This window comes from Xanthocytophaga agilis, from assembly GCF_030068605.1.
Taxonomy (GTDB): Bacteria; Bacteroidota; Bacteroidia; order Cytophagales; family 172606-1; genus Xanthocytophaga; species Xanthocytophaga agilis.
This window is the reverse complement of record NZ_JASJOU010000015.1, coordinates 39290-53773: the sequence shown is the minus strand read 5'-3', so window position 1 is coordinate 53773 and position 14484 is coordinate 39290. Positions and strand designations below refer to the sequence as shown.

General features: G+C 41.0%; 6 protein-coding genes. All 6 read left to right on the top strand.

Going from position 1 to position 14484, the window contains the following annotated elements; genetic code table 11:
• The first annotated feature begins 42 nt into the window (after window positions 1–42).
• The 6 genes from QNI22_RS31200 (at window position 43) to QNI22_RS31175 (ending at window position 14474) form a co-directional block, all read left to right on the top strand.
• The gene (locus tag QNI22_RS31200; protein ID WP_314517037.1) at window positions 43–675 is read left to right on the top strand and encodes a hypothetical protein; all 633 of its coding nucleotides are present in this window, start codon (window positions 43–45) and stop codon (window positions 673–675) included.
• Between the two features lie 842 nt (window positions 676–1517).
• Window positions 1518–5099, top strand: coding sequence for a hypothetical protein (locus QNI22_RS31195; RefSeq protein ID WP_314517035.1), 3582 nt, complete (start codon window positions 1518–1520; stop codon window positions 5097–5099).
• A 147-nt stretch (window positions 5100–5246) separates the two neighbouring features.
• The gene (locus tag QNI22_RS31190; protein ID WP_314517033.1) at window positions 5247–6446 is read left to right on the top strand and encodes a DUF4097 family beta strand repeat-containing protein; all 1200 of its coding nucleotides are present in this window, start codon (window positions 5247–5249) and stop codon (window positions 6444–6446) included.
• Between the two features lie 83 nt (window positions 6447–6529).
• Complete coding sequence (locus QNI22_RS31185; protein ID WP_314517032.1) at window positions 6530–8284, top strand: hypothetical protein; 1755 nt, start codon at window positions 6530–6532, stop codon at window positions 8282–8284.
• Window positions 8285–8361: 77 nt separating this feature from the next.
• On the top strand, window positions 8362–13842 hold the full coding sequence (locus QNI22_RS31180; protein ID WP_314517030.1) for a DUF6443 domain-containing protein: 5481 nt from the start codon (window positions 8362–8364) through the stop codon (window positions 13840–13842).
• 11 nt (window positions 13843–13853) lie between these two features.
• Window positions 13854–14474, top strand: coding sequence for a hypothetical protein (locus tag QNI22_RS31175; RefSeq protein ID WP_314517028.1), 621 nt, complete (start codon window positions 13854–13856; stop codon window positions 14472–14474).
• Window positions 14475–14484 lie beyond the last annotated feature (10 nt).

The window sequence follows — 14484 nt, the reverse complement described above, 5'->3', positions numbered from 1 at the left end:
GATTAGGATGGAGGGACTTGTAATGTGTTTAAATAATACAAAATGCTTAAACCATTAATACTATACGTTTTTGTTATAACATGCCTTTATATGGTATGTTGTAAACCTAACCAAGAACAAAAACCTAAGTTTATGTCTCTAGGAGGAGGTTTTTCTGTTTCTCTTGAAAATGTACCGAACAGTAAGATGGGTGATCTTTTAGATCGGTTCAGAGAGACAATAGGAGATACGCTACTAATCAACTACCCCTATCTGAGAGCTAAATTTGATAAGTATGCCTTATTTACCATTCGAAATGATAGTACCCGTCCTTTTTTTATTTGGACACATGATAGCTTATTTTTATATCATATCTCTATGGTTCATGAGAGAGGTACGTCAAAATTTGATGCTATGGAATTCCTTGAACCTTTTAGTAGCCCTATCCAAAAACGAGAAACAAGATTTGAGATAAAACCAAATACATGCAGAACATTTTATTTACCCTATTGTACAACCTATAGGAGAAGAAAAGCTGCAATAGTAAGGCATTTTAATATAGATATGTTGAGATTTAACCGCTATTATAATTACGACTCTTCTGATTCTACAAATGGCAAGCATTTTACAATAGAACTGGGTGTAGATTCATTGAAAAATGCGTATGTAAAAAGAGGAAATATTGAAGATTATTAATTCAACGTGTTGAAATTTACAATAACATTTATTAATCCCTCAGTCATAAAGGCTGAGGGATTTTTGTTGGGCTTTAGATTGACTTAACTTAACCCATATCTGATTACAGAAGGTCTCTCTGGGTACAGATAACAAGTTTGTTGCCGTTAAATCAGGATCAATTATCAAGAAGGCTTGATAGCTTGGGAGAATTACCATGAATGAAACAGGGAGATTGAATCTGGAGGAAGTTGACATAAAGGATAATTCCAATCATGAGTTCCAATAGGATGACAGAGATAAACAAGATGATTTTGAGGTTAATGAGTCTGATTAAAGTGTTAGGATATATGAAATGTTACTATCTGTTATTTCATCGAGAAAATAGATATTTTATGTATTTTTTTTGCTTAATTGGTTAATGTTTACTATGTTTTTTTAGAAAAAGACAATTTTACTAATGTGCTATAAGTTTGATTGGTTATCTGTTTTTACTATCCGCATTCTATTGGAACAGAAATGAATGGTTATTTTTTTAATAAAATGAAATATAGATATTTCATAGGTTAAGGGTTGTTTATTAACTTAAAAATAGGATTTTATCAGGGAGAAAATATTTTCTTCTTTTTTGATAAAATCTATGTTTACCTTTTTTATTTTCTGTAATTAAACCTTCCAGAGAGATATCAAGCTTATGTTTACATGTGCTTTACATTAGATAAATTCAATTCTTAATAACCTATTGAAAGAAAGATTTTGCCATGGTTAAGTGCTTGATATACATAGCTTTGCCTTGCTGACTCATTCATAAACTTTCTGCCTGTTTATTTTAATTTGTTACCTGTATAGTTCTACCACTTACTATGATTAAGATTTTACTCTTATCTCCACTAATCCGTCACAGGAAATGGGGATTGCTTGTTTTTGCCTTATTAACGACAATTTTAGTCCAAGCTCAAGATTGGCAGCCAAAGGTTGTACCTCCCTCACCTAATGCAGCTTCACTGGGCATATTTGGTAATGTACCTGTTTCTCTTTACACTGGTTTACCCAATGTGACTATTCCCATCTATACGATTCAGTATCGGGATATTACTCTTCCCATATCTTTATCCTATCATGGACAAGGCGTAAAAGTAGACCAGGAAGCGAGCTTAGTAGGTCTAAATTGGGCGTTGATGGCTGGTGGAACCATTACACGGACTATTCGAGGGTTCGATGATATTATGGATGATAATTTCCGGATTGGTTATCCTTATGTCACCAGTGAAGTTTTAGCTGCTTATCAGGAAACATTACCAATTGCAGAGGGATATGGATATCATAACCAGAATGTGCTGGATTATACACCTGATATATTTTATTACAACATAGGCGGGCAGAGTGGAAAATTTATTCTGGACAAGATTACTTCTCCCCCAGCAGGTCAGAAAATAACGATCAAGGGGATTCCGTTGGATGCTCAGAAAATATCGATTACCTATTATTCCAACTCAACGCCTACAGTTCCTACCAACTTACCTGGTTACTGGGAAATCATTACAGCAGATGGAATGAAATATCACTTTGAAACGAAAGAATTCACCTTTACCCGGCGAAGCGAATCAGGCTATGCAGGACCAACAGGTGCTGATGCTGACTGTATCTCCAATAACCGGACTCTAGTAGCATTGGAAGATTATTATCATGATTATGTATACCCCAATAAAGATTCCAAGCAGGTGGGAAGCTGGCAACTGGATAAAATTACGTCTATATCCGGAGCCAGTATTGATCTTACTTATGATATGGAAAGCGATTATGCATCCCTTGCTCCATTGATGCGTACAGAACGAAACTCCGGTTCATTTATAACCAGTGGAGACGGCACAACAACTTATAGCTCCCAGTTGATAACCAAAGAACGATTATTGAAACAGATAACCTTTGGAGATAGTAAAGTTGAATTTATTACTGAGGATCGTGCTGATATCGCATATGTGGCTCCTTTCACTCTTTCTGGTGGTCAGTATTTTACACCTAAAATACCTCAGCGTTTAAAACAAATAAAAATAAGTAATCCTTCAGGTTTTACAAAGCTTTTTGACTTTGGATACGGCTATTTTAATGAAGGGAAGAGTCAAGAGTTTCTCCGATTGAAGTTGGTTTCATTACTAGAAAGCAACGAGAAAAAACATCAGTTTATGTATGATGAACGTATGCCACTTCCTTCTAAAAATAGCTTTGATAAGGATCACTGGGGATATTATAATGGTCCTTGGGATAACTACAATAAAGCGCTTACACAAATGCCTGTTATGCGTTATCAGGCACCTACAAGTCAGAATTATGTGCTGTTAAATCCTTCCCGAAATGGGAGAGAGAATTTTGCTATTCGCAGACCTGATCAGGGAGTAGTGGACCAAACTAGTGGACAAAAGGATTATCCATACCTGAAAGCAGGTATTCTGACCAGAGTTGTCTATCCCACAGGAGGATTAACCAATTTTGATTATGAACCCAACAGTTATGAACAAACCTATATGGATGACGATGATGATAGCTGGCACCTAACTACCCTTACACAAACTAATGGAGAATCTGCTGTGATCGAAATTGCCAAGCCTACCTTTGCCAAAATGACATTGACAGGTAGTTCCCAAGCTCCTATTTCCTTTTATAATACAAGTGAACGTCCGGTATTTCTAGTCCCTGTGGAAGGAACAAGTGGCTCTACTATTGGAATTGGTAATCTGACAAAAGATTGCGGACCTACGCCTCCTGGAAATACAGATGCTTCATGGCAATATTATTGTAATAAAATCAACTACTCCACAAATGGGTATACAATTCAGATTCCAGCAGGAAAGTATAAAATAGTTGTTAGAGATTTTTATTCCAATGGCTCAGTTTCCAGTACTACAGATGCTTACCTTTTGTCATTGCAGGCTGTGATAACCTATCTGGATTTTGATAAAAGTGCTACACGTATAGGAGGCGGACTACGTATCAAACGGACAAGTGACCAGGCTGACTCTGACGTTAGTAAAGCTATTATTCGAAATTATTCCTATACAACAACTGTCTATGGCAACAATGGACCAGAAGCGAAAAGTACAGGTTTGCTTATGTCCAATGTAGTGAAGTACTGCTTTCCAGTAGATTATACAGATGAATTGAATGTTATTTATCGAGGCTATCAGTTTTACTCTTCCACTACATATCCTTTAAGTTCTACTGCTCAGGGAAGTACAATTGGGTATAGTAAGGTAACAATGAGTATAGGTGCAAATGGAGAGCTGGGCAGCGAAATTTATGAGTACAAAAATGAATCCGATCCGATTCGGACTCCTAGTGCTAATAACCGAATAATCTTTTTTCCGGATCTGCCAAACAGAGATGATAATAACATGAATGGTTTTTTGCAGCAGAAGACAGTATTCGAAAACCGCAATGGTATTCTACGTATACTACAACGAATGGAATCTTTCTATCTGTCTTCTGTGGTTAAATCAGTCACTTCATACAAAATGATTGGAACCTGGAAAACGTTTACAACCAATTCCCGTTGGCAGTATCAGACAACAAAGAAAGAAACCAGTTATGTTTATGATAGCCAGGGAAATGTAAAAGACATAGTAGCTTTAACAAACAGCTATTCTGATAACCCGTCACACTATTTGCCTACCCGCAGTGAAACAACTGGCAGTGATGGCAAAATACTAGTTAGCATTACTACCTATCCGGAAGATTATCCAGCAGGTACTCCTTTCATTGATGCGATGAAAACTAGTTTCCTGCATGCCTTGCCCATTGAAACTGTAAGCTATCAGGTCAATGCAGACAATACCACCAGCATTCTTTCCGGACAGATCACTACCTATCAGACCGCCTGCTCAATTTGCAAAGATCAGACCTTTTTACTCGAAACGGCATCACCAGTTGCGTTGGCTAACTTTAAGTTCTCCAATCGGGCAGTGGGACAATTACCGTTTGGCAACACTACTGCCACAGGCTTTGCTATTGACAACCGCTATCAGAGCCGTATCAGTTATAGTTATGATTCATTTGCCAATATCCGTCAGCTAAGCAAACCCTCTGATATTCCTTTGATTTATCTGTGGGGCTATGGCCATCAGTATCCGGTAGCTGAGATTAAAAATGCTACCTATCAGCAGGTGCTTGATGCGATAGGCGGACAAAGTGTGGTGGATGCCATTGCCCAGAGTCCTACAATAGATGATTACCTGGACGATTTAGCCAAGCTTCGAACCATTCCCAAAGCGATGGTAAGCACCTATACGTATTTGCCACTGATAGGAGTAAAGACAGTCGGTGGAGTAGATGGCAAAACACTCACCTATGAGTATGATTCGCTGCAACGGTTGCGTGTGATCCGAGATCAGAAAGGTTACATTGTCAAGCAGTATCGCTATCATTATCAGGGACAACCTGCACTCGAGTAAACCTTTTGGAGTAAGCTTCTTGAACTAAGCCTTTCTATAGAGAAAAAATTTTTCTCTCCTGGCTTTACATCCATTCTGTAAGTGGACGTAAGGAGTATACTTTCTCAAATTGTTCAATCTGTATCTATTCTGCATTTGCAACTAATCATGAAATATTTATTTTATCTTTTACTTTATCTCTGGCCAGTATGTTTATCTGCCAGAACGTATGGATTTACTGAAGCAGCTTGGCCTTCCGATACACTTTCCTCTGTGGGGCAATCTGCTAAAAAAGTGGAAGTCATTCTGCGTACACAAGGCGGATTACAGGTAGTAGGCAGTTCCCAAACCAAAGTAGCCATGCGTTTGGCTTCTCAGTCAGCTAATCTGACTGCTACACAAGCTAATACTCTAGGTCAGGATCAAACTACATCTGTATTTGTCATTAATACCACTTCCGATAAAAAGCTGGATACACTCTTATACCGGTTAGAAAGCATGGATGGGTTGCATGTGTTTTCCAAAGAAAGTGATGCCATTCATCAGAAACTGCAACTAGCCTTACCCGATAGTTATCAACTTAATTCACAGATCGAAAAGGGAGAGGTTTCGCTTTCAGGACTCAATGCCACTGTTGATCTGCAGATCGGGCAGGGTAACCTAAGTGCTTCTCAATTACAGGGATATCTATATGCTACTTTGCAAGAGGGTAACTGCACTGTTTCCAATGCTACCTTAGAAGGAAGGCTCTTTACCCAAAAAGGTGATATTCTGCTTTCAGACGTCAGTGGGATGCTTCAGGCTAGTAGCCAGAATGGTAAAGTAACCTATCAGTATTCTTCTGCTTTTCTCTCACAGAAAGGTTCTGATTTTCGTCAGCAAATTCTCTCAGGCGATCTGCAAATCAGTTCTCTGCCTGTGAATGCTTCCTTTGCTATTGATAAAGGTAACGTGCAGATTGACAAGGCACAAAAGAATGTAGATCTGGCAGTTAAGGAGGGTAATATTACCCTTGGTTCTGCTTTAGGCAGTTCTGTGAGCGTGGTTACCGGGAAAGGGAATATCACCTATACACTTTCACAAGCCGTCAGTGAGCAAAATTTGATTTTGGTTTCTGATCAGGGAGATATTACCCTAACCTTACCTTCCGATTTTGAGGGTTCACTGCAGATCCATCTGATTCAAACTAGTACCGAAAATACTTCTTTAGTCAGTGAGTGGGAAGTAGGTACAGCACAGGAAGAAATCCAACAAGGAGCCAATGGGCAGTTACTAGCCAAGGAAAGTCACTGGAATAAGATAGGCACAGGTACGATTTCCATTTATGTGAAAGCCACCAATGGAAAGATCTATCTGAAAAAGAGCTGATGAGTTGAAGTATACTTGGCTCCAACCAATTATAGCCTCCAATCAAATTTACATCACGATATTTTACTGAAAATACACCTACTATGTATATTCCTATTCTTTCTGCTGTCTGGTCAGTTGCTATGTCAGATACAAGCCGGCAAACAGAACAAAAATCTGAGCAGAAAAGCCAAACGCAATGCCCTGTCCATTGCCTATACTTCTATATCCTATTTATAGGTAGCCTTCTGTCATCTTTCACCACTCAGGCTACTTCCTATACCTGGAATGGCTCTGTGAGTACTGACTGGAATACAGCCGCCAACTGGACACCAGCGGCTGTGCCTGCCTCAACGGATGATATCACTATCTCCACTGTGAGTGTGGCCCGTTATCCTGTTCTGGCAGCTAATACTACGACCAATAACTTTACTCTCAGTGGGAGTGGCGTTAGCCTGAATCTGGGCAGCTTTACCCTAACCTGCAATGGCACAACCGCTATTACTGCTGGTACAATCAGCAATGGTAATCTACGGGTGCTGGGAGGGAGTACTTCTTTTGGCAGCGCTACTACCTATCCTGTGATCAATGCACGATTGACAGTTGCCAGTCTGGTCATTAGCAATATCCAGAATACAACCTTTCAAAAGCCGGTTTCTATGACCAGAACCGGAGGGTATGATGAATCGGCTAATGGCAACAATATTTATCAGGATTCGGTGTCTTTGTCACTGACAGGAGGACTACGCTGGACACTGGCCCGCTACTATGCCGATACCTTTAACGGACCGTTGACCCTGACGGTAAACAAACCGGGGGTCAGTTATGGGCTGGTCATCAACACCAGTCAGTACAATGGCAATCTGCTTTTGAATCCGATCCGTGGGGAGATCAGACTGAGCGGCACGCTAACGACGAACCGAACACTTCAGATCGGGCAAGTCGGGGATCAATACACGCTGACCCTATCCAACTTTAGCAGTCTGACCCAGCAACCTATCGCACTCGAGCTGCCGCTGCCAACAGGAACCACTGTCAATGGAGGAGGCGCCCTGTCACTGGAAAATTGTGTATTTTATGGAGATGTACGGGCATGGGCTTATCAGCTTGCCTATAAAGGCTGTACTTTTTATCGCAGAGCCATTCTGCAAAAAACTACCTGGGTAGTCGGAGGAGCGCCTGGCACGGCCAAAGTGCCTGATTGGAGCACTTCCTGGACCCCACCCTCCAGTGTCCCCACACCTATTCCCAATCCGGTTACTACAGGCTCAGATGGGGTGATTCTCAATACCTTCTATGGACCGGTGATCATCAATGGAGGAGGCACCTGGATTGGAGGCTGGTCTGGGGTTAATCAGCGGAGTATTTTCTATGATGAAGTCACTATTATTAATCCGACCAATGGCACTTTTGGTATTTCCTATAGTAATACAGCCGATGTCTTTCTTAAGAAACTGACCCTGGCTGGAAGCCTGTTTACCTTTGGCAATAGTGGCGCTATTACCACTTTTGGAGAAGGAGTGGTGTTGCAGGATGGGGGAGTCTATAATGGATTGAATTTGCAAAAAATTATCTTTAAAGGGACTACAGCCCGTCAGCTCACCTTTGGTAGTAATACACAGTTGCATCTGGGTACTGGCTTTGTCAGTGAGAGTGAATTAACGGTAACGGCTCCGCATCTGTATCTGGATGGAGCTAAGTTTTTAAAACCCGTAACCTTGATTAAGACAACAGCCGGAGACAATATCAGTATTGGAGGCAATGTGTTCAATGACAAGGTACTGATCCGTAACCGGGCTTCTTCAGGAACTATTCAGATGGCTACTCAGGTCCAAGATCAAACTGTAAAAAGTCAGTAGGTCTCAGATAGATCTTTTGATAGACAGCCTGTCTGATTCTTATCCTTACCACCTTATTGACTCACTATTGTTATTTTATGTTATCTTCTATACAAATTACGAAACAAACACTCTTTTTTCGAAAGTATTACCAGCTAGGTAGACTCCCGATAGGTATACTTGTGCTGGTCTTATGCTGGAGTGGGGTATTGGGGGGCGGATGGGCTACCTATGCCCAGAGTGTGCCCAAGGAATTGAACCTGAACTCGTATCAGTCTCCTGCCCGTGCCAGTGAGAAAATTACCCTTTATCCCGGTGCAGGCACTGCTGGAGTAGTGATCCCAGCAGGCTTGGATCTGGATATGCAGATTGTCGCTCCTGTCAGTGGGGAAGTACCTGCATCTGAAAATGCAATTATTACCACAGTGGCCAATCAGGTCATTTCAGTAGGAGAGTGTGCCTCGCTTTCTGCCACAGCTAGCTCCAATGCCGGAAATGCCTTGTTGCTTGATGGAGTCAATGACTTTGTACAGGTAGGCACTATCGCTGCTCTCAAGTTTACTACTACTGCTAGCTTTGAAGCCTGGATTTATCCTACAGGAGCAGGCAGTCATGCAACCGCTGGAGGAGTTATTCTTTCTAAAGAAGGCGAATATCTGTTGGCCCGTTTTCCCAATGGAACCATTCAATGTGCCTTTGCCAACACCACTCCGGGTTGGGGCTGGATAAACACAGGTGTAGTGGCTCCCTTAAACACCTGGTCGCATGTGGCAGTCAGTTATCAGAATGGAGTGATAAAAACCTATCTGAATGGAACCCTTGCCAATACCTATACAGGAACAGGGGTGATTGGGGATGCAGCTACCACCCAGAATGATTTTCGCATAGGAGGCAGACAAGGTACGTCTCAGTATTTTGCCGGACAGATAGATGAAGTCAAAGTATGGAGTGTGGAAAGAAGTGAAACAGATATCAAGTCTGCTTATCAGCAGAAAACAGATCCTGCCAGTGCTAATCTGGTAGGGTATTGGTCGATGGACAATTCCGATCTGAGTGCTCAGGTTCCCAATCTGGTGACCAATGGTGCGGCAGGGACTCTTTTCAATGGAGCCGCCAGAGTTTCCTCCACAGTCAGTTTGCAGGCTACTTCTTCAGCTGTAGTCTGGACAGTTGATGGAAATAGTCCTGCCTTGCCTGAGAGAGAAGCTGATGGCAGTTATCGTTTGTGTGAGCTAACCGAAGGCACTTACCGGTATAAAGTATCACTAGCCAATGATAATACTAATAGCAAGATTGTCGAAACAGTCACGATTACTGTGAAGGGAGCTTTACCCGCTGTAGGATTGCCAGCCGAAACCGATCGTAACTTTGTGGTGGAAAATACTGTTTTCAAAGCAGGGCAACAAGATGAGAATACGATTAAAAATCTGTCAGCTAAAGATCTCTCTCAAAAGATATCCTATCTGGATGGATTGGGTAGATCTTTACAATCGGTGGTGGTGCAGGGGGCTCCTGAGATCGATGGAAAACGAAACGATATTGTCTCTTTTGCAGAATATGATCCGTTTGGACGGGAAGTGAAAAAATACCTGCCTTATACGGCAGCAGGCAATAGTGCCAATCCACAGTTGCATTTTCAGGGTAATGCACTGTCCAGTCAACAACCCTTTTATGATCAGCTCAAAGGAGAAGGGGCCGCTTTTGCTGAAACTGTCTATGAAAGCTCTCCTTTGAACCGGGTGCTGGCTCAGGGAGCAGTAGGAACTGATTGGCAGATCAAAAACAGAACAGATCTGAATCATACCGATAATAAAATTGTACGGATGGTGCAACGCACCAATCTGGAAAACGAAGTGCGATTGTGGAGCTATGATCCGGCTAGTGGCACTGCTTTCAGTCAAAGCGGCAGTAATGGATATTATTCCTTTGCAAACAGTAATGGACAAAACGAAGGGCAACTGTTAGTAAGTGAAACTACGGATGAGCATGGCAAAAAAGTAATAGAATATACAGACAAAAAAGGTCAGGTTGTATGTAAACGGGTACAAAGTAGTGCAACCCCTGCCTCATTAGCTAGTTTAACCGAGTCGCAAACTTCGGGCTGGGCGACCACCTATTATATTTATGATGATTTTGGTTTACTGCGCTATGTAATTCCGCCCAAAGCCACGGATGCACTTGCTTCTGTAAATTACAGCTTTGATTTTAATGCTGAGTTCACCAAAACCTGGCTGTTTGCCTATGACTATGACGAGCGCCACCGGATGATCCGCAAACGAGTGCCTGGAGGTGGACTTTCCCAGATGGTTTATAATAGGCGGGATGAAGTAGTATTGACTCAAAGTGCCCTGCAAGGTTCTGCCCTTGGATACAAACCTAATTCTTTTGTACAGGATCGGATTACCAATCAGTGGAATTTTACCAAATATGATGCTTTGGGCAGAGTGGTGATGACAGGAACCTGGATTGCTCCTGTAGGTACAACTCGTCAGGATTTACAGAATCAAGTTAATAGTCAGGCTCAAGTCTGGGAAACACGTAACACAGAAACTATTACCGCTTCTGAAATAGCTGAGAGCAAAACTGGTTATAGTCATGAGGCGTTTCCCAATACAGGTTTTATCCCACAAACTATCCATTTTTATGATGATTACAGTTTCTTACCTGTAGAAAGTGCACTAGCCTATAACACACAAGTGATTCCTTCTAATTTTGATCAGAGTGCAGATAATCAACTACTTGGAAAAGCCACGGGTACGTATACAAGTCTTTTGGAAACTTCTGTTGGGCAAACTGTAAAAGGTTTGGTGAGTGTAAACTATTATGATAGTTATAGCCGGGTGATTCAGACACTTGCAGAAAATCATCAGGGTGGCATAGATATTAGTTCAATCCGCTATGATTTCTCTGGCAAAGTACTTGAAACCCTTACCCGTCATCAGAATCCGGATGCACTGGATCAGAGCCGACAAACGCTGACCATCCGTACCCGTACTCAGTATGATCATGCAGGTAGAATTATCGCTTCCTATCAGAAAATAGGTACAGGGGTAGAGGAAAAGTTAGCTGCTAGTACCTATAATGCACTGGGAGAGATGATTAAGAAAAAACTTGGTCAATATTCCCCTGCCTATAGCAGTACTTCTTCAGAAGGAAATGCCTTACAGACAGTAGACTACAAATATAATATTCGGGGCTGGATGACCTCTATCAATGGGGGTACACTGACAGGAGGGGATAGTGATGATAAGTTTGCCTTAGCACTTTCCTATAATACACCCTTAGCGAATGGTGAAGCGCAGTTCAATGGTAATATCTCTTCCCAGAAATGGATTTCCCGAGCCGATGGCATCGAACGAAGTTACAATTACTTCTATGATGCAATGAACCGTATTACTTCAGCTAGCTATGTTTCTACGAAAAGTGGAGAACACTATGATATGCCGCTAGTCTCTTATGACAAAAACGGCAATATTGACAAGCTTACCCGGCTGGGAATGATAGCCGGAACATCCAGTAGTGCTACCGGATGGGGAGAAGTAGATAAACTATCCTACTCTTATGATGGCAATCGTCTGTTTAATGTAAAAGATGAAGGCCAGTATAAGAGTGTGGGACTGGCTGGAGATTTTAAAGATGGAACTGCTGGCGATGCTTCCATCGAATATAATTATGATGAAGCAGGAAACATGTTCTTTGATGACAACAAAGGCATTCAAAGCATTCTCTATAACCAGTTAAACCTGCCTACCTACATTCAGTTCCAAAATGGAAATACAATTTCCTATTTCTATACAGCAGCAGGTGTCAAATACAAAAAGACGACCAGTACCGGCAGCAAAACCGATTACATAGGGGGGATGGTGTATGAAAACAGAAAGCTACAGTTTGTGCCCACAGCAGAAGGAAGAGCATTACCTCCTGAACTGGCAGGTACGACAGAGTTTGCCTATGAATACCATTACAAGGATCATTTAGGTAATCTGAGAGTAGCTTTTCGGGAAGCAGCACGAGTTGCTCCTTTTTATGCCACTATGGAAGATTCTCGCAAGGAGTATGAAGAAAGCCAGTTTGAGAATCTAACTACGACTCGTAATGGAGAAAATCCCCGTACTGGAGTTAAATCTGCCAAACTTTATTCCTCTGCTTCATCTCCTACAACTGCTCCGGCATTAGGACCATGGAAAACGCTGTATGTAAAGAAAGGAGATAAAATCGAGGCCGAGGTGTTTGCCAATTATGCGTCGAATGGTTCTGCAGGTACTCCGGTAGGCTTGTTTGCTTCACTAGGCAATACAGCTAACTCAACACCTGTAGCAGGTAGTGAAACCAATAAGAATATTTTTACTAACTTGCAGATAGGGCTTAGCCATAATTTTGCGATGCCACAGGCAGGAGCAGAACCGGTAGGGTATTTAAAAATGCTGATTTATGATAAAAACTATCAGTTAACATCAGCCAGGATTCGTCAGGTTACTGAAGTGGCAGAAGAAGGCTGGGAAGAGTTGCATTTATCCTATGTTGCGCAAGAAGATGGCTATGTTCAGATTCTGGTAGCTAATGAATCGCAGAGCCCTGTTTGGTTTGATGATATCAAGGTTAGTTACACAAAAGATCTGATTGTTCAAGAGAATCATTATGACCCGTGGGGATTGAATCTGGTCGGCATTGAAACACAGGGTAATCCGAATCATAAACTTCAGTACAATGGTATTGAAAAAGAGGAATCCTTTGGATTAAACTGGAATATGGCTGATTTTCGTGTGCAAGATCCACAGCTAGGCAGATTGTGGCAAATTGATCCAATTGATAAAGAGGATCAATCTCCTTATTCCTGGGTAGTGAATAACCCTATGCTTTATAGTGATCCGAGTGGATTGGATACTACTATTCATTTAAATGACTTGCCTAATAATTGGAACAATTTCAATACTAATGAAGATGTCGTTCAGTTGCCAGAAGTATCCGTTACTCCGACCTCTGCAGATGATGCTATTAATGACGAAAATAATGATGCCAAGCTACGAGAAGTACAAAAGATTTATGAGGATAAAGCAAAAGCTGAATATAAAGCTGGCGCTAGATTCTTTATGGGATATCCTGATAGAGTGATTCGGGAAGGGAGAATGGAGGGGTTTAAAAGATACTGGGCATCAAATTGGACAACTGATCATCGTTTACCTGCACATCCATCTGCAATTGGTAATGTTAATGAAGACTATGTATTCTTTGAGATTTTAACAATCATTGGTCCAAAAGGTGTTTATAATATACTTAAAGGAGCTTTAGGACGACATGGCGGGCCGATTACATATACGGCTGGAGCTAGTTTGAGCAAAAGAATGACTCCAGATCAGGAAGCATTGAAAGATCTTGTTTATGAAGCTACATTAAAAGGAACTAGAGCTTTGTCTCCTGGCGATACAAGAGCCGTTATTGAACTTGCGGAAGAAATTGGATATCCCGGTTTTCGTGCCACTGCATCAGATATGGTATCTGTTGGAAATCACTGGGTAAAAGGCCCTCACATTCATTTGCCTGGTGCAGTCAAAGGTGGCCACGTTCAAATAACACCCTAATAATAAATCTTATGGAAACAATTACAGGCTACCTAATGGTAAGAAAACCGTCATACAATTATGCCGAGGGATATATGAGCGGCTATCATCTACCACCTATCAATCAAATCTATTATTATGGTATAGACCGTTTGTATTGGTTTGATATAGAAGTATATTTTCATAAAAACCTACTAAATAAGTTTTTAGATCAAAAATATCGAGAGATAGAAAATTCAGTTAATGATGGTACATTTATTGGTATCTTAAAAAAAATAACAGAAGCAAATCTTTTTATAAACTTAAACGAGGATATAAAACTAAAAAATGAAATAATTGCTATTTCTTCTCCAACATTAAACTCTATAAAGGGAGAGTGTCAGATACCTTCATCACAAATTGAATGGTTGGGATATGATATCTTGCAGTTGGGTGGATGGTCATTAATAAGACATGCTTTATTTGAAAACAGGCAATACAGCATGTTAGAGAAAAATCCACTTAATTCTTATGGCCTTTTCGATAATATTAAGTCTATTGATAAATTTTTGGAAGCATATGATAAATTAGCTTTATTAGACAAGGTTGATCCTATAGTAGAAGGATCTATAGTGGATCCAGTTCGAATAGCCCGGCTTAAAGATAAAAGTTAATGAATATGTT